The organism is Streptomyces sp. NPDC032198 (assembly GCF_040636975.1).
Taxonomy (GTDB): Bacteria; Actinomycetota; Actinomycetes; order Streptomycetales; family Streptomycetaceae; genus Streptomyces.
Genome location: NZ_JBEZVL010000015.1, coordinates 275,225 through 291,938 on the forward strand (window position 1 = coordinate 275,225; position 16,714 = coordinate 291,938).

Below are 16,714 nucleotides of genomic sequence, written 5' to 3' on the forward strand. Positions count from 1 at the left end.
CCCCACCCGCGTACCCGCCCTCGACGGCCCGATACCCCCGCGACCCGACACCCCCGCGGCCACAGAAGAAGCGGGCCCTGCGCGCTCGTCCCCGCCGCCTGATGGGCACTTGAGAGGAAGTTGACGGCACCGGACCGTGAGAACCGTGCTGTTGAGCGGGTGGTCGGGGTGAAAGAGGGACCGCCGCTGCCGCCCCCGAGGTGAGCAGCGGATACGGTGCTCTGGTGACTGTTGGGGAGGGGACGGTGCCTGGGACCGCGCTGCTGATTGCGGCGGCGCCGGTCGGCAAGGCCCGAATGGTGGATGCGGCCTCCGTGCTGCCCGTACTCGCGGCGGTGTCGCCGGCGGTGCTCGCCGGGACCGCGACCGCGAGTGTCGTGGAGCTCGCGGACCCGCTCGACCCGCAGACCGTGCTCACTCGGCTGCGTGCGGCCGCGCTGACGCCGGGGCCGTTGACGGTGTACCTGGTCGGACAGCTGCATCTCGACCGCCGTCAGCGGCTGCAGCATGTGGCGCTGGCGCGGACCACGGCGGCGACGGTGCGCTACACCGGTTTCCCCTGGCACTGGATCGCCCAGGAGCTGCGGCTGCGCCCGCCGGGCAGCACGACCGTCATCGCCGACCTGCACGCGGACACGGACAGCTGGCAGCAACTCGCGCAGCGCCCCCTGGACGTGGGGCCGGGCGTGGCGCTGTACGGGCGGATCGCTCCGCCGCCCCGCCGGCGTGCCGTCGCCGCACCCTCGTACATGAAGGCGCTCGCGACGGTCCTGCGGAGCGGGCACCGGCCGCCGCTCCCGGACCTGCACCAGCACGTCGCGGCCCAGACGGTGGAGGAGGGCGGCGCCGACGACATGCTGCTCTCCGCAGGACCGGCCGTGACCCCCTTCCCTGGAGCCAACCGCAACGGAACGCCGGTGCCCGCCCAGCAGCAGGCCCCCGCCCCCGTCGCGCCCCCTTCGACGGCGCCGCGGGCGGCCGGCGCGGACCCGCATGCCGCGATCACCAAGGCCGTGGAGGAGGGGCGGCACGGCGAGGCCGCGGCCATGGCGGCGGTCTGGGAGCAGGAGGCACTGCGTACCTACGGGCCCTCCTCGCCCGAGGTGGTGCACTGGATGGAGGTCCGCGGACATCTGGCGATCTTCGCCAAGGATCCGGGGCGCAGCTGCGAGATCTGGCTGGCCGTGGTCTCCACCCGGATCACGGCGGGCCAGGCCCCCGACGCCCCCGAGGTCGAGGCAGCCGCGGACCTGGCCCACCACCAGTGGGAGCAGGTCCGCGACCCGGACACCGTCCGCGAACTCGGCCCGGCCCTGGTCGCGTTGCGGCGCCGCGTGCCGGGCCGTCAGCGCGGCACGGCGAACCTCGTCCAGCAACGCCTCGTGCAGTTCCACATGCAGGTCGGCTGAGGCCCGGGAGGCTCAACCGTCTACGCCACGGAAGGCCGCGTGCCGGTCGCCGCGGCACCGTGGCCCGGTGCGCCGAACCACGTCGGCAGCCGGCCCAGCAGATCCTCCTGGTCCTCGCCCACCCACGCCACGTGGCCGTCGGGCCGCAGGAGCACGGCGGGCACGTCCAGTTCCTCGCTGACGTCGACGACGTGATCGACCCGGTCGGCCCACCCGGCGACCGAGAGCCTCCCGGTCCGGTCGAGCAGCAGCCCCCGGCCGTCGTGCATCAGCTCGTAGAGACGCCCCTGCTTCAACTCCACGTCCCGCAGCCGCCTGCCGAGCAGCTCGTGGCCCTCGCCGAAGTCGTAGCGGACGTCCACCGCGGTGATCATCCCGGTCACGTACCGGTTCACCTCCTTGAAGTCCATGAGCTTGGCGAACAGCTCCCGCAGCGCCGTCGCACCCGGATCGGTCCCGAGCATCGTGATCTGCGCGCGGGTGTTGTCGAGGACACGGGCGCCCACCGGGTGCCGTTCGTCGTGGTAGCTGTCGAGGAGCCCCTCCGGCGCCCAGCCGTCGACCGCCGCGGCCAGCTTCCAGCCGAGGTTGAACGCGTCCTGCACGCCGAGGTTGAGCCCCTGCCCGCCGGTCGGCGGGTGGATGTGCGCCGCGTCGCCCGCCAGCAGCACCCGGCCCACCCGGTAGCGCTCGGCCTGACGCGTCGCGTCGCCGAACCGGGAGAGCCAGCGCGGCGCGTGCACGCCGAAGTCGGTGCCCGCATGAGCCCGCAACTGCCGCTTGAAGTCGTCGAGGGTCGGCTCGGTGGCACGGTCCTCGGCCACCCCGTCGGCGGGGACGACGACGCGGTACGTCCCGCCCTCGCCCGGGCTGATGCCGAACCGCAGGTGCGTCTTGCGGACTTCCTCGACGGCGGCGGCGATCGTCGCGGGGTCCTCGGTCGCCTCCATCTCGCCGAGGAGGGTCTCGACCTTGGCGGCCTCGCCCGGGAACTCGACGCCGAGCAGCTTGCGCACGGCACTGCGGCCGCCGTCGCACCCGACCGCGTAACGCGAGCGCAGGTGCGTGCCGTCCATCAGCTCGACGGTCACCCCGTCCTCGTCCTGGCTCAGCCCGGCCACTTCGCAGCCGCGCCGGATGTCGGTGCCGAGTTCGACCGCGCGCTCGTACAGCAGCCGCTCGGTGACCGGCTGCGGGGTGGCGATCCCGTACGGGTGGGCCGTGTCCAGCGTGTCCGGCCACGGCTTCACGATGCCGCCGAACAGGCCGCCGACCTGGAACTTCTCATTGACCGCGAGGAACCGGTCAAGGAGCCCGCGCTGGGCCATCACCTCGACGCTGCGCGCGTGCAGACCCTGCCCGCGCGACTGCGCGGTGGGCTCGGCCGCCTTCTCCAGGACGACGGTGTGCACACCGTGCAGCCGAAGCTCGCTCGCCAGCATCAAACCGGTCGGTCCGCCGCCGACCACGATCACGTCAATCATCGTTCTCATTCCGCTGGATTCCGGCTCAGGCCGATGATTCTGCGGCAGCACCCGGGCCTTGCCGCAAGGCCCCCCATCAGCTATAAGTTGAGAAAGGCAAGGAGTGCGGACGCTCCTTGCCTTTGTCGTGAGCGGCCATGGACGCACTTGCAGAGGCACTTCGAGAGCCGCCGAGGAGCGTCACAGCATGAGCACTCTGGACATCCTGTCCGAGGACGAGCAGCTCGTCGTGAGCACGGTGCGGGACTTCGTCGACAATGAAGTGAAGCCGGTGGTGCGGGAGTTGGAGCACTCCGACACCTATCCCGAGGCCCTGATCGAGCGGATGAAGCACCTCGGCGTCTTCGGCCTCGCCGTCCCCGGGGAATTCGGCGGCACCCCGGTCTCCACGCCCTGCTACATCCTCGTCACCGAGGAGCTCGCCCGCGGCTGGATGAGCCTGGCCGGGGCGATGGGCGGCCACACCGTGGTGGCGAAGCTGCTGCTCCACTTCGGTACGGAGGAACAGCGGCGCCGGTACCTGCCGAAGATGGCCACCGGCGAGATCCGGGCGACCATGGCGCTCACCGAGCCGGGCGGCGGCTCGGACCTCCAGGCCATGCGGACTTCCGCCCGCAAGGAGCAGGGTGAGGGCGGGGGCGAGGGCGGGGACAAGGCCACAGACTCGGGCGGATACGTCGTCAACGGGGCGAAGACCTGGATCACCAACTCCCGCCGCTCCGGGCTCATCGCCCTGCTGTGCAAGACCGACCCGGCCGCGAGCCCCGCCCACCAGGGCATCTCCATCCTGCTCGTCGAGCACGGCCCCGGCCTGACCGTCTCGCGCGATCTGCCCAAGCTCGGCTACAAGGGTGTGGAGAGCTGCGAGCTGTCGTTCGACGACTACCGGGCGCCGTCCGATGCCGTACTCGGCGGAGTCGAGGGCAAGGGCTTCGCGCAGATGATGAAGGGCCTGGAGACCGGAAGGCTGCAGGTCGCGGCGCGCGCACTGGGGGTCGGCCGGGCCGCCTTCGAGGACTCCCTCGCCTACGCCCAGGAGCGCGAGACCTTCGGCGAGCCGATCTGGAAGCACCAGTCGATCGGCAACTACCTGGCCGACATGGCCACATCGCTGACCGCCGCGCGCCAACTCACCCTGTACGCGGCCCGGGAGGCGGACGCGGGCCGCCGTGTGGACATGGAGGCCGGCATGGCCAAGCTCTTCGCCTCCGAGACGGCCATGCAGATCACCCTCAACGCGGTGCGCATCCACGGCGGTTACGGCTACTCCACCGAGTTCGACGTGGAGCGCTACTTCCGCGACGCCCCACTGATGATCGTCGGCGAAGGCACCAACGAGATCCAGCGCAACGTGATCGCGAGCCAGTTGGTCAAGCGGGGAGGCCTGGACGCGTGAACGACGACGCGTGACGACGAGGTGGGATCACCGGTGGCTCACCACATTGATGACCCGGCCATTGGGATCACGTACGAAGAACCGCCGCACCCCCCACTCCTCGTCCTGCAAGGGATGCACGATCTCCGCGCCGCTCTTGAGCACCGCCGCGTGCACCGCGTCCACGTCGTCCACTTCGACACTCATGTCGGGCACGACGGGCGCCGTCCTGTCGTGGCTCATGAAGGTGACCTGGGCCGTGGGGTTGGAGGGGGAGCCGAGCGTCATGACCCAGCCGAGGTTCATGACCTCCTCGAACCCAAGGAGGCCGTAGAAGTCCCGGCTTTCCTCCATGGCTTCGGACCGGACATCGGGCATGGCCCGGCGAATGGACATGAGTGACTCCTGCCGGCGGACGGGATCGGACGTGTCCCTGATTCTCTCCGGGTGGGCGCGGTCGTGCACGCGTCGAGTCAGGACAAGGCTGCCGGAGTCGCGGCCTCCCAGGCGAACCCGTCCAGGTCGGTGAAGGGGCCGGCGTCGCCGCCGATCATGAGGCGATGCGATCCGGTGCCGTCGGGCGTGACACCGGCGTCCTTGGCCAGGGCGCGACGCCGGTAGAGGGCCAGCTTGAGGGGGCCCGTCCCGCCCTCGAACTCGACGTAGACGCGGCCGAAGCTCTTCGCCACGGCGAGGCCCTGCTCGACGTAGAAGCGCTTGCTCGCGGTCACGTCCGCGACTCCGAGCAGGAGCACCATCTGGTCGATCTGCCGGGTGGCGGGTCCGGTGTCCTTCTTCGCCGAGGTCGCGACCTTCCAGATCGTCCCGTCCGGGGCCCGTACGACTCCGCCGTAGCCCCACAGCGACTTCGTGACGGGCTTCAGGGAGGTGGCGCCCGCGTCGAGGGCGGAATCGACGAGGCTGTTGACGTCGGCGGGCTGGGACACCGTGAGCGACAGCGTGAAGCCGCGGAAGCCGGTGGTGGGCTCGTCCGAGGCGCGCAGACGTATCTGCGAGTCCAGGCCGAAGGCCGTGCCGTAGAAGCGGTGGGCGGCCGTGGGGTCGGCCACGCCGAGGGTGACGGATGCGATGTTTGCCATGTCCATCACGCTAGATACGGCACGGCCTCCGGTGCTTCTCCATTCCTGATCGGTTCCTCTCCTGGCGCCGTTCCTGCCGCAGTCGGCGACGGAACTTCGAGGGGCGGGGAGGCGTTGGCAGGAGGACGCGCGGAAAAGCGCGCGGACGAGCTAACAGGCAGTCGAGGTGGCACGGATGGCGATGTGGGACCGGATCAAGGACCAGGCCAAGGGTCTGCAGCAGTCGCAGGGGGCACGCAGCTCCGGCGGTCAGGGACGGCCGGGTCAGGGATCGGGGTCACGGTCGGGAGGGGGGTCGAAGGCGCAGCTCGTGGGCGTGCTCAAGTCCCAGCTCGCCTCCCTCAAGACGGAGCTCAAGAGCGGTTCGTACCGTGACGCGAGCATGGCCATGTGCGCCCTGGTCGCTGCCGCCGACGGCTCGGTCGACCCGGCCGAGCGGCAGCACGTGGAGTCACTGATCCTGCAGAACGACGTCCTGAAGAACTTCCCGCCCGAGCAGCTCCAGCAGCGGTTCAACAAGCACGTCGACCAGCTGACGTTCAACTTCCAGCAGGGCAAGACGGAGGTCATGCAGGAGATCGCCAAGGCGGCGAAGAAGCCGGTGGAGGCCAAGGCGGTCGTGCAGACCGGGTTCGTCGTCGCCGGAGCGGACGGGTACATCGCCCCGGCCGAGGAGCAGGTCCTGCGCGAGGCGTGCGCGGCGCTCAACCTCTCCCCGCAGGAGTTCGGCCTCTGATCACAGGCGACATCGGCGCGCGAAGTGGCGCGCGAGCCGGGGCCCGTACCTCATGGTGCGGGCCCCGGCTCTGTTGTGAAGAGCCCCCGAAGAGCCCCCGAAGAGCCCTCGAAGAGCCTCCGCGGAAGCCCTTGCTACTTCAGCACCTGACGACTAGTCATATGGCTAATCGAAACAGTGCCGCCCGCACCGCAGCGGCTGAGTGGCTCAGTGGCCCAACTCCCTGGAGGGCACGTGAAGTTCTCCGTCATATTCGAAGCGCAGCTCGCCGACCCCACCGTCGAGCGTGAGCACCAACTCATCCACGACAGCGTCGAACAGGCCGTCCTCGCCGAGGAGATGGGCTTCGACCGCATCTGGGCGGTCGAGCACCACTCCCTGAAGTGGTACGCCCACATGAGCGCCCCGGAGATCTTCCTGACCTGGGTGGCCGCACGCACCAGCACCATCCGCATCGGCCACGGTGTGGTGTGCATGCCGTTCCGGTTCAACCACCCGGCGCGCGTCGCCGAACGCGCCGCCATGCTCGACCTGCTGTCCGGCGGACGGCTCGACCTCGGGGCGGGGCGCGGCGGGACGCTCCAGGAGACCTCACTCTGCGGCGTCGACAAGGAACGTACGACGCAGGAGGTCGAAGAGGCACTGCAGATCATCGGGAAGGCCTGGGCGAGCGAGGAGCTGGAGCATCACGGCGCGTTGCTCGACATCGATCCGCACCCCATCCTGCCCCGGCCGCGGCAGACCCCCCACCCTCCGCTCTTCCTCGCCTGCAGCAGGACCGAGACCCTGAAGCAGGCCGCCGAACTCGGCATCGGCGCACTGGTGATGGGCTTCGCGGGGCCCGATTCGATCGCCGGGATGCGTGCGGCGTACGACGCGGCGATCGCGGGCCGCAGTGACGCGCGCTTCGTGTCCGGCGTCGTCAACGACCACTTCTCCGTGCTGTGTCCGACCATCGTGCTCGACGACCGGGAGACGGCCCAGCGCGTCGGCATCCGCGGGCAGCGGTTCTTCGCGCAGTCCATCGGGCACTGGTACGGCGGCGCCGGCATTCCCGACGAGGCCGTGGTCGAAGGGGCCGACGAGGCGGCCGCGATGCGTGAGGCCGCCGAGCAGGTCGTCGCGCGGCTGCACGAGCACAACATTCCGGTACGGCCCACGTCCACGGCCACTTTCAACGCCGATCACGCCTATGGGACCGCCGACGACGCCATCGCGTACGTGGAACGGCTCCGCGACGCGGGCGCCGACGAGATCATGTGCCTCATCCAGATGGGCACCGTCCCGCAGGAGGCGTGCATGGAGACCCTGCGGCAGTGGGGCGAGAAGGTCATCCCGTACTTCCGCGCCCAGGAGGCGGGGTGACGGCGAGGGACGTGGACGGCGACCGCCTCGCCCCGGCGGCGCGGCCCCTCGTCGACGCGCTGAGCGCCGCCTTTCCCGACCTCGGCGGCACCGTGACCGACGCGGCGGAGGCCCGCCGTATCCTCTCCGCGGCGCCCTCCGCGGAGAAGGCCGCGGTGCCGGTGGGCGGGGTGGAGGAGCGGGCCGTACCCGGACCTGCCGGCGCCCCCGACCTGGCCGTACGGATCTATCGCCCCGAGGTGGAGAGCGGCCCCCGCCCCACGGTCGTCTTCTTCCACGGCGGTGGCTACACCCTCTGCGGACTCGACAGCCACGACGCCACGGCCCACACCCTCTGCGCCGAGTCAGGGGCCGTCGTGGTCTCCGTCGCCTACCGCCTCGCCCCCGAGCACCGCTTCCCCGCGGCCACCGAGGACGCGTACGCGGCCCTGTGCTGGGCCGCGGCCGAGACCCGGGCGGGCGCGCTCGGCGGTGATCCCGGCGCCGTGGTGACGGCCGGGGACAGCAGCGGGGGCGGCCTCGCCACCGTGGCGGCCCTGATGGCACGGGACCGGGGAGGGCCCGCCGTGGCGCTCCAGGTGCTGATCTACCCCGTGCTCGACGCGGGGCAGAGCAGCGGCTCGTATACGTCGAACGCGACCGGCTACTTCCTCACGGCCACGCACATGCGCTGGTTCTGGCAGCAGTACATCGGCCCGGACGGCGACGCCACCCACCCCTACGCCTCCCCGCTGGGCGCGGACGTCACCGCGCTGCCGCCCGCGCACATCATCACGGCGGGCTGCGATCCGCTGTGCGACGAGGGCATCGCGTACGCGGTCACCCTGCGGCTGGCGGGGGTTCCGGTGACGCGGGGGCACCATCCGGAGATGTTCCACGGGTTCCTGGGCTTCCCGCTGCTCCTGGACGATGCGCGGGCAGCGGTGGCAGAAGTGGCAGAAGCAGTCGCCTCAACGGTATCCAGCAGGAAAATCAGCGGTGATGTTGGGGGTACCACAGGATAATTTCCCGAGCCCCCTCTTGTGGTGGAGAACCTCGCACGCATACGGTGTTCTAACGCGAGGTTCTCCCGTGGAGGTTGACAAGTGACGGAAATTCTTGTGCAGAGGGTTACGGAAGGGTCGGTTCCTCCCGTGAGTGGGGGTGCCCCCATGGGAAGGGTCGTGGAGCACCCGGCTTGGCCGATGCTCAAGGACGCCGTGGAAGAGATCCGCCCGTGGCAGTCCGCGGACGGCTCGATCGACTTCGACGCGGAGGGCGCCCCGGCGAAGGCCGTGGCCGAACTCGCCGTCGACCGCGTGATATCCGCGGTCGACCAGCTCGCCCCGCTCCTGCCGCACGACGCCGCGTACCACCAGGCGCTCGGCGCGGACCTGCGGCGCTGGGCCGACGGCGGCTTCGAGGTGCCGGACTTCCTGGACTCGCTCCTTGCCTTCCAGCCCGCGGCGCACCGCGAGGACGGCCTGCAGCACCTCGTGGTCTTCCCCATGTACACGCAGAACGGCAACCCGGACCGCAATCTCGAGGCGGTCGTGCTGCGCATGGTCTGGCCGGAGTGGCTGGCCGAGCTGGAGCGCACGCGCTACGACAACCCGCTGTTCTGCGGCATCACCTTCGAGGACTTCACCGCCGGGTACGACACGAACTCGGCCGTGCTCTTCCCGGAGACCATCGCCGTGCGCGAGGCCCCCGAGCGCTTCAGCTGGGGCGGCATCTTCTGTGACCGCGAGGCGGCCCGCTTCCGCCGCGTCACCGAGGCCTCCGTCGACATCCTGGGCCTCGAACTCCCGGACGACATCCGCGAGATGATCGGCGACCAGGACCGCTGCCAGCAGGCGTTCGTGCTGTGGGACATGGTCCACGACCGCACCCACAGCCACGGCGACCTGCCCTTCGACCCCTTCATGATCAAGCAGCGCCAGCCGTTCTGGATGTACGGCCTGGAGGAGCTGCGCTGCGACCTCACCGCCTTCAAGGAGGCCGTGAAGCTGGAGGCCGAGGGCGTCCCGCAGGCCCGTGACGTGCAGTACGCCGTCCTCTTCGACCGGATGTTCCGCTTCCCGGTCACGGGCGACCGCGTCAAGAACTACGACGGGCTCGGCGGCCAGCTGCTCTTCGCGTACCTCCACAAGCACGACGTCGTCCGCTGGACCGACAACAAGCTCAAGATCGACTGGAAGCGCGCGCCGCAGGTCACCAACCAGCTGTGTGCCGAGATCGAGGAGCTCTACCGCGCGGGCATCGACCGCCCGAAGCTGGTGCACTGGTTCGCCGCGTACGACTTGGTGTCCCAGTACCTCGCCCCGCACCCCGGATCGCGCTGGGCCAAGGGCCCCGACGCCCTGGATGTGCAGCTTCCGCCCCGGAAACTCGTCGACGACGTGCTTCCTGACGAGTTTCCGCTCAGCATGTTCTATGAGGCGCTCTCCAAGAAACTCAAGCACGTGATCGCCTCCACCAAGGGGATCACCGCGGCGGGTGCCGAGCGGGTCGCCGCATGAGCGACCGCACCAAGGAGGCGAGGACCATGTCCGCACTCGAAGGAGCCGTGATCGCGGTCGCGGGGGCAGGCGGTCCGGCAGGCCGTGCCACGCTGCTGCGGCTCGCCGAGGCCGGTGCCACGGTCGTGGCGTCCGACGCCGACGCGGCACGCCTCGCGGAGGCCGTGGACGCCGCCCGGTACGCGCACGGCGGCGCCACCGTCATAGGCGACACGGTCGACCTCCTGGACCTCGAAGCGACCAAGGGGTGGGCCGCCCGCACCGAGAAGGAGTTCGGGCGGATCGACGGCCTGGTCCACCTCGTCGGCGGCTGGCGCGGCAGCGCCACCTTCGCCGAGACCGACCTCGCCGACTGGGACCTGCTCGAAAAGCTCCTGATCCGCACCGTGCAGCACACCACGCTCGCCTTCCAGGAGGGCCTGCAGCGCAGCGACCGCGGCCGCTATCTCCTGATCAGCGCGGCCGGCGCCTCCAAGCCCACGGCGGGCAACGCGGCGTACTCCGCATCGAAGGCCGCGGCCGAGGCCTGGACCCTGGCCCTCGGCGACGCCTTCCGCAAGGCGGGGGGCGAGCAGGGCCCGACGTCGGCGGCTGCCATCCTGGTGGTCAAGGCGCTGGTGCACGACGCGATGCGCGCGGAGCGGCCCAACGCGAAGTTCGCGGGCTTCACGGACGTCAAGGAGCTGGCCGAGGCCATCGCCGGAGTCTGGGAGCGGCCCGCCGGAGAAGTGAACGGAACCCGCCTGTGGCTGACCGAGAAGCCGTGACCGCTCGCGACACCCGTGACAGAGAGCCCGTGAACCCTCCGAAGACCGACGCGCGCCGCCACCACGACCCGGACGTCCGGGGGTTCGCGAGCGACAACTACGCGGGCGCCCACCCGGAGGTGCTCGCCGCCCTAGCCCTCGCCAACGGCGGTCACCAGATCGCGTACGGCGAGGACGACTACACGGCCAACCTCCAGCAGGTCATCCGCGGCCACTTCGGCCCCACGGCCGAGGCGTTCCCGGTCTTCAACGGCACGGGGGCCAACGTCGTCGCGCTCCAGGCGATCACCGACCGCTGGGGCGCGGTGATCTGCGCCGAGTCCGCGCACATCAACGTGGACGAGGGCGGCGCTCCCGAGCGCATGGGCGGCCTGAAGCTGCTCACGGTCCCGACGCCCGACGGCAAGCTGACGCCCGAGCTGATCGACAAGCAGGCATTCGGCTGGGACGACGAGCACCGGGCGATGCCGCAGGTCGTCTCGATCGCGCAGAACACCGAACTGGGCACGCTCTACACGCCCGACGAGATCCGCGCCATCTGCGACCACGCGCACCAGCTCGGCATGAAGGTGCACCTCGACGGCTCGCGCATATCGAACGCCGCCGCGTCCCTCGACGTCCCCATGCGGACGTTCACGAACGCGGTCGGCGTGGACATCCTGTCCCTGGGCGGCACGAAGAACGGCGCGCTCTTCGGGGAGGCCGTCGTCGTCCTCAACCAGGACGCCGTCAGCCACATGAAGCACCTGCGCAAGATGTCCATGCAGCTCGCCTCCAAGATGCGTTTCGTGTCGGTGCAGTTGGAGGCGCTGCTAGCCAAGGACCTCTGGCTGCGCAACGCCCGGCACGCGAACGAGATGGCGCAGCGCCTGGCCGAAGGCGTGCGCGCCGTCCACGGCGTGGAGATCCTCTACCCGGTGCAGGCCAACGCCGTCTTCGCGCGGCTGCCGCACGACGTGAGCGAGCGCCTGCAGAAGCAGTACCGCTTCTACTTCTGGGACGAGGCCGCGGGCGACGTCCGCTGGATGTGTGCGTTCGACACGCGCGAGGAGGACGTGGACGGCTTCGTCGCGGCCCTCAAGGAAGAGATGGCGCGCTAGCCACCACGCTCTCCCTCGCTGCATAGGTATGCGATCGACCGTAAAAGCATTGACGTGCGGTCGATCGCATTTCTATGCTCCCGTGCCATGCAGCTGATCCAGCAGAACCCCGACCTGTCCGCCTACTTGGCCGCCGACGAGGTCATCGACCATCAACATCCGCTCGTACGCGAGACGGCCGCCCGTCTCGCGGGGCAGGCCACGGATTCATACACATACGCCCGCGCGGCCTACGAGTTCGTGCGGGACGCCATCCCGCACTCCGCCGACAGCGGCGATCCGCAGGTGACGTGGCGCGCCTCCGACGTCCTGGAGCAGCGCACCGGCATCTGCCACGCCAAGTCCCACGCTCTGGCCGCGCTGCTGCGTGCCGAGGACATCCCGACCGCCCTCTGCTACCAGCGGCTGACGCACGACGCGGGCACCGGGCACTGCCTGCACGGTCTCGTCGCCGTCCGCTTCCGGGGTGCTTGGCACCGGCAGGACCCCCGCGGGAACAAGCCCGGCGTCGACGCCCGCTTCTCCCTCGACGGGGAGCGCCTTGCCTTCATGGCGGACGTCGAGTCCAGTGAGATGGACTATCCGGTACTGTTTGATGTACCGCACCCGGCGGTCCTGCGCGCCCTGCAAGACGCCCCGGACCGGCCGTACCTGTGGGAGCACCTCCCCGACACACTCTGAACGCAAGGCAGACGATGACCTTCCAGATCACCGTGACCGACGAAGTGGGCGCCATCGCGCCCGGCTTCACCCACGTCGCCATCGAGGCCCACGGGCTCGTCAATGGGCCGAGTACCGACGGGACCTCGGCCCTCCTCGACGACGCCGCGCGCCGCCTCGCCGAGCGGCTCGACGGCCGTGCCCCGCACGAGGACCCGCACATGGTGGCCTGGCGCGCGGCGTACAGCGCCTTCGGCGCGAAGCCGTCCCGTACCCGCAACTCCGCCGAGGCGCTGGCCAAGCGTGCCCTCGCCGACGGCGGCCTGCCGCGGATCAACGCCCTCGTCGACGTCTACAACGCGATCAGCGTCGCCCACCTGATCCCGGTCGGCGGCGAGGACCTGGACCAGATCAAGGGCGGCATGCGCCTGGTGCGGGCCGACGGCACCGAGGACTTCGTCACCATGGCCGCGGGAGAGCAGGCCGTCGAGCATCCGGACGCGGGCGAGGTCGTCTGGTGCGACGACGAGGGCGTCACCTGCCGCCGCTGGAACTGGCGCCAGGGGCCGCGCACCCGCCTCACGGAGGAGTCGGTCAACGCCATCTTCCTGCTGGAGGGGATGGGGCCGGACTCCGGCGTCGAGGAAGCGGGCGCGGAACTGGCCGAACTGCTCGCGAAGTTCAGCCCCGGCGCGCAGCTCACCGTCCACGCGCCGGTGCGGCCGTCCGGGAGCCCGTCCGACCGCGCGGAGTAATCGATTCAGCTCGCCTCGGCGGCCTTCACCTCGGCCGGAGTCGGCGCGGTGCCGCCGAGGTGCGCCGGCATCCACCACGTGTCGTCCGGGCCCTTGGGGCGTACGGGATAGGCGCGCTGCGCGGCCTCGAGGAGCTCCTGGCAGCGCTCGCGCAGGCGGCGGGTGATCGCGCCCGCGAACTGGTCCTTCGGAGCCTCGAGGGGCTCGCCGACCCGGATCGTGATCGGGATGTGGCTGCGCTTGAAGTTGCGCGGCTGGCCCTTGGTCCACAGACGCTGGGTGCCCCACAGCGCCATCGGGATCAGCGGGACGCCGGCCTCCTGCGCCATGCGCGCGGCGCCCGACTTGAAGGACTTCAGCGTGAACGAAGGCGAGATCGTCGCCTCGGGGAAGACGCCGATGATCTCCCCGGAACGCAGCGAGTCGAGCGCGTGCTGGTAAGCCGTCTCACCCTGCTTGCGGTCGACGGGGATGTGCTTCATCCCGCGCATCAGCGGACCGGAGATCCTGTGGCGGAACACCGACTCCTTGGCCATGAAACGCACGAGACGCTTCTGCGGCAGCGCCGCGAGGCCGTCGAAGATGAAGTCGAGATAGCTGATGTGGTTGCTGACCAGCACCGCTCCACCGGTGCGAGGGATGTTCTCCGACCCCTTGCAGTCGATCTTCAGGTCCCATGCCTTGAACAGGGTTTTCGCGGCACCGATGACCGGACGGTAGACAAGCTCTGCCATGGGTGGGGATGACCCTTCGTTTCTGCCTGGGGAGGGGGTTCCCGGCGGGAAGTTACGCAGCCGTAGGTTTTTCGGCGTTGCGCAGATCGTGCCCCAAGAACGGACCGCTGACCACCCATCGTGCCCGGGGAGCGCGAGATTCTCGTCACGTTGGGAATGTTCGCGGGCACCCGGACGCTGAAGTCGGGGATGGATGGATCATGACGCAGGGGCGGGAGGCTGACGTGCGGATACGCGAGGCGGGGGACCGGCCCGACGCTCCGGCGGCGGGCACGTGGGCGGGACACGGGCTGGGTGAGCGCGCGACGCTCGTGCAGTTCTCCAGCGCCTTCTGCCAGCCGTGTCGCGCAACGCGCCGGGTGCTCGCCGAGGTGGCCGAAATGGTCCCCGGCGTCGCACACGTGGAGATCGACGCCGAGGCCGAACTCGATCTCGTACGGGAACTGGGCATCCTCAAGACGCCGACGGTGCTGGTGCTCGACGCGGACGGACAGGTCGTGCGGCGCGCGACCGGGCAGCCGCGCAGGATCGATGTGATCGCCGCCCTCGGCGAGGCCGTGTGAGGCCGCGGGGGCGTGTGAGTCCGCGGTTGCGGGGGAGGAGGGGCATGACCCAGGGGCGCCTTTCACATCGCGGAACGGACTTGACTGCACCCCGCACCTATCGCCAGCCTGCTCCCATGCCTCCGGAGCTCCTTCTCTACGAGCGCGTCCACGTGGACCTCGCCCGTCATGCAAGTGCGCGCTGTCCGGGCTGCTGAGCAGCCACGGAACCGCTCGTACCTCCTGCAGAAGGACAAGTCCATGACGGCCACGCCCGATCTCCGCACTCCCCAGCTCGCCTCCCCCGACCTCCTGCGCTCTGTCTTCCGGCAGCACGCGGCGGGGGTCGCCGTGATCACCGCCCAGGGTCCCTCGGGGCCGGTCGGCTTCACCGCCACCTCGCTCGTCTCGGTCTCCGCCGAGCCCCCGATGCTCTCGTTCGGCATCGGTACGGGGGCCTCCAGCTGGCCCGCGGTCTCCGAGGCCGAACACGTCGGCGTCCACATACTCGGCGAGCATCAGCTCGACCTCGCCACGACCTTCGCGCGCAGCGGCGCCGACCGCTTCGGCGCGGACACCCGCTGGTACGAGGGTCCCGAGGGGGTCCCCGTGCTCGACGGCACGCTGGCCTGGCTGGTGTGCAGGGTCGCTGCGCGGGTGCCTGCCGGTGACCACCGGATCGTCCTCGCGGAGGCCGTGGTGGGCGACCCCGCGGGTGCCGGTCGGCCGCTGCTCTATCACCAGGGTCGCTTCAACGCTCTGCGCGACTGAAAGTTCCCGGGTGGCCTTCCCGAAGCCGATTACAGAGCGTTGGGAAGGTCACAGTTCAAAGCGCTTGCTTAGTGGGAATGACATAGGTGTACTGGCGAGTAATATTCTGGTCGGAGCGCGGGCCGCCCCGACCGGGATCCGCCCCTGCGGGCGCCTATGCTGCCTGCAGGAAGGCAGTGGCCAGAGCAAGGCAGCAGCCCAGTAAAGACGATGCAGTAGGAGAGCCGGCGTGAGCTTGAGGATCGTTGTCACCGTGAAGTACGTGCCGGACGCCACCGGCGACCGGCACTTCGCCGATGACCTGACCGTCGACCGTGATGACGTGGACGGCCTGCTGTCGGAGCTGGACGAGTACGCGGTCGAGCAGGCGTTGCAGATCGCGGACGAGGCGGACGACGCGGAGATCACCGTGCTGACGGTGGGCCCCGAGGACGCCAAGGACGCCCTGCGCAAGGCGCTGTCCATGGGTGCGGACAAGGCCATCCACGTCGAGGACGACGACCTGCACGGCACGGACATCATCGGTACGTCGCTGGTGCTGGCGAAGGCGATCGAGAAGGCCGGCTACGACCTGGTGATCTCGGGCATGGCGTCCACGGACGGCACCGCCGGTGTGGTCCCCGCGCTCCTCGCCGAGCGCCTGGGCGTCCCGCAGGTCACGCTGCTCTCCGAGGTCTCCGTCGAGGACGGCGTCGTCAAGGGCCGCCGCGACGGCGACGCCGCGTCCGAGCAGCTCGAGGCCTCGCTGCCCGCCGTCGTGTCGGTCACCGACCAGTCGGGCGAGGCGCGTTACCCGTCCTTCAAGGGCATCATGGCCGCCAAGAAGAAGCCGGTTCAGGCCTGGGACCTCTCCGACCTCGACCTGGAGGCCGAGGACGTGGGCCTGGAGGGTGCCTGGACGAAGGTCGACTCGGCCACCGAGCGTCCCGCGCGCACCGCGGGCACGATCGTCAAGGACGAGGGCGAGGGCGGCAAGCAGCTCGCCGAGTTCCTCGCGGGCCAGAAGTTCATCTGAGCTTCAGCCACCGCTGAAATCCGCCCAACTTCTTCGTAACCGCAGGAGATTGAAGTCCCATGGCTGAAGTTCTGGTCTACGTCGACCACGTGGACGGTGCCGTCCGCAAGCCCACCCTTGAGCTGCTGACGCTGGCCCGCCGGATCGGTGAGCCCGTCGCGCTGGCGCTGGGCAACGGCGCTGCCGACACCGCCGCCGCGCTCGCCGAGCACGGCGCGGTGAAGGTACTCACCGCCGATGCCGCCGAGTTCGCCGACTACCTCGTCGTGCCGAAGGTGGACGCGCTGCAGGCCGCCTACGAGGCGGTGTCCCCGGCCGCGGTGCTGGTGCCGTCGTCCGCCGAGGGCAAGGAGATCGCGGCGCGCCTCGCGGTCCGTATCAAGGCCGGTCTGATCACCGA

17 protein-coding genes and 1 pseudogene are annotated in these 16,714 nt (G+C 70.2%); 14 read left to right on the forward strand and 4 right to left on the reverse strand.

Going from position 1 to position 16,714, the window contains the following annotated elements:
* The first annotated feature begins 245 nt into the window (after positions 1 to 245).
* Entirely contained in the window at positions 246 to 1,409 is a 1,164-nt protein-coding gene (locus AB0E78_RS34505; RefSeq protein WP_361841269.1) for a hypothetical protein, read from the forward strand.
* Between the two features lie 20 nt (positions 1,410 to 1,429).
* On the opposite strand, the gene rox is transcribed toward AB0E78_RS34505, so the two are convergent.
* Positions 1,430 to 2,893 carry a rifampin monooxygenase gene (gene rox, locus AB0E78_RS34510; RefSeq protein ID WP_361841181.1) on the reverse strand — a complete coding sequence of 488 codons (1,464 nt, stop codon included), beginning with the start codon at positions 2,891 to 2,893 and terminating at the stop codon, positions 1,430 to 1,432.
* 187 nt (positions 2,894 to 3,080) lie between these two features.
* On the opposite strand from rox, the gene AB0E78_RS34515 reads away from it, so the two are divergent.
* Positions 3,081 to 4,289 (forward strand): acyl-CoA dehydrogenase family protein, encoded by a 1,209-nt coding sequence (locus AB0E78_RS34515; protein ID WP_361841183.1) that lies wholly within the window; start codon positions 3,081 to 3,083, stop codon positions 4,287 to 4,289.
* 27 nt (positions 4,290 to 4,316) lie between these two features.
* Here AB0E78_RS34515 and AB0E78_RS34520 read toward each other — a convergent pair whose 3' ends face one another.
* Together AB0E78_RS34520 and AB0E78_RS34525 are read right to left on the reverse strand one after the other, a co-directional pair.
* Positions 4,317 to 4,664 (reverse strand): VOC family protein, encoded by a 348-nt coding sequence (locus tag AB0E78_RS34520; protein ID WP_361841186.1) that lies wholly within the window; start codon positions 4,662 to 4,664, stop codon positions 4,317 to 4,319.
* Positions 4,665 to 4,741: 77 nt separating this feature from the next.
* Positions 4,742 to 5,368 (reverse strand): glyoxalase, encoded by a 627-nt coding sequence (locus AB0E78_RS34525; protein WP_361841188.1) that lies wholly within the window; start codon positions 5,366 to 5,368, stop codon positions 4,742 to 4,744.
* A 175-nt stretch (positions 5,369 to 5,543) separates the two neighbouring features.
* On the opposite strand from AB0E78_RS34525, the gene AB0E78_RS34530 reads away from it, so the two are divergent.
* The 8 genes from AB0E78_RS34530 to AB0E78_RS34565 all read left to right on the forward strand — a co-directional run bounded on the left by AB0E78_RS34530 (position 5,544) and on the right by AB0E78_RS34565 (position 13,252).
* On the forward strand, positions 5,544 to 6,104 hold the full coding sequence (locus tag AB0E78_RS34530; RefSeq protein ID WP_361841190.1) for a tellurite resistance TerB family protein: 561 nt from the start codon (positions 5,544 to 5,546) through the stop codon (positions 6,102 to 6,104).
* A 234-nt stretch (positions 6,105 to 6,338) separates the two neighbouring features.
* Complete coding sequence (locus AB0E78_RS34535; protein WP_361841193.1) at positions 6,339 to 7,469, forward strand: LLM class flavin-dependent oxidoreductase; 1,131 nt, start codon at positions 6,339 to 6,341, stop codon at positions 7,467 to 7,469.
* Positions 7,466 to 8,473, forward strand: coding sequence for an alpha/beta hydrolase (locus AB0E78_RS34540; RefSeq protein WP_361841196.1), 1,008 nt, complete (start codon positions 7,466 to 7,468; stop codon positions 8,471 to 8,473). The genes AB0E78_RS34535 and AB0E78_RS34540 overlap by 4 nt, the downstream gene beginning before the upstream one ends.
* Positions 8,474 to 8,554: 81 nt before the next feature.
* The gene (locus AB0E78_RS34545) at positions 8,555 to 9,970 is read left to right on the forward strand and encodes a DUF6421 family protein (RefSeq protein WP_361841199.1); all 1,416 of its coding nucleotides are present in this window, start codon (positions 8,555 to 8,557) and stop codon (positions 9,968 to 9,970) included.
* Entirely contained in the window at positions 9,967 to 10,737 is a 771-nt protein-coding gene (locus tag AB0E78_RS34550; protein WP_361841202.1) for an SDR family NAD(P)-dependent oxidoreductase, read from the forward strand. Before AB0E78_RS34545 ends, AB0E78_RS34550 begins: the two co-directional genes overlap by 4 nt.
* 29 nt (positions 10,738 to 10,766) lie before the next feature.
* A complete protein-coding gene (locus AB0E78_RS34555; protein WP_361841205.1) occupies positions 10,767 to 11,837 on the forward strand; it encodes a low specificity L-threonine aldolase in 1,071 nt (356 codons plus the stop codon).
* 87 nt (positions 11,838 to 11,924) lie between these two features.
* On the forward strand, positions 11,925 to 12,518 hold the full coding sequence (locus AB0E78_RS34560) for a transglutaminase family protein (protein ID WP_361841207.1): 594 nt from the start codon (positions 11,925 to 11,927) through the stop codon (positions 12,516 to 12,518).
* A 14-nt stretch (positions 12,519 to 12,532) separates the two neighbouring features.
* Complete coding sequence (locus AB0E78_RS34565) at positions 12,533 to 13,252, forward strand: phenylalanine--tRNA ligase beta subunit-related protein (RefSeq protein ID WP_361841210.1); 720 nt, start codon at positions 12,533 to 12,535, stop codon at positions 13,250 to 13,252.
* A gap of 5 nt (positions 13,253 to 13,257) precedes the next feature.
* On the opposite strand, the gene AB0E78_RS34570 is transcribed toward AB0E78_RS34565, so the two are convergent.
* Positions 13,258 to 13,986, reverse strand: a complete 729-nt coding sequence (locus AB0E78_RS34570) for a lysophospholipid acyltransferase family protein (RefSeq protein WP_361841213.1) — start codon at positions 13,984 to 13,986, stop codon at positions 13,258 to 13,260.
* A gap of 200 nt (positions 13,987 to 14,186) precedes the next feature.
* Between AB0E78_RS34570 and AB0E78_RS34575 the strand changes: the two genes are divergently transcribed.
* The 4 genes and pseudogenes from AB0E78_RS34575 to AB0E78_RS34590 all read left to right on the forward strand — a co-directional run.
* Positions 14,187 to 14,549 carry a thioredoxin family protein gene (locus tag AB0E78_RS34575; protein ID WP_361841216.1) on the forward strand — a complete coding sequence of 121 codons (363 nt, stop codon included), beginning with the start codon at positions 14,187 to 14,189 and terminating at the stop codon, positions 14,547 to 14,549.
* A gap of 240 nt (positions 14,550 to 14,789) precedes the next feature.
* Complete coding sequence (locus AB0E78_RS34580) at positions 14,790 to 15,299, forward strand: flavin reductase family protein (RefSeq protein WP_361841219.1); 510 nt, start codon at positions 14,790 to 14,792, stop codon at positions 15,297 to 15,299.
* Between the two features lie 229 nt (positions 15,300 to 15,528).
* On the forward strand, positions 15,529 to 16,314 hold the full coding sequence (locus AB0E78_RS34585) for an electron transfer flavoprotein subunit beta/FixA family protein (RefSeq protein ID WP_361841222.1): 786 nt from the start codon (positions 15,529 to 15,531) through the stop codon (positions 16,312 to 16,314).
* 59 nt (positions 16,315 to 16,373) lie between these two features.
* Positions 16,374 to 16,714, forward strand: a pseudogene (locus tag AB0E78_RS34590) (electron transfer flavoprotein subunit alpha/FixB family protein); the annotation flags it as partial.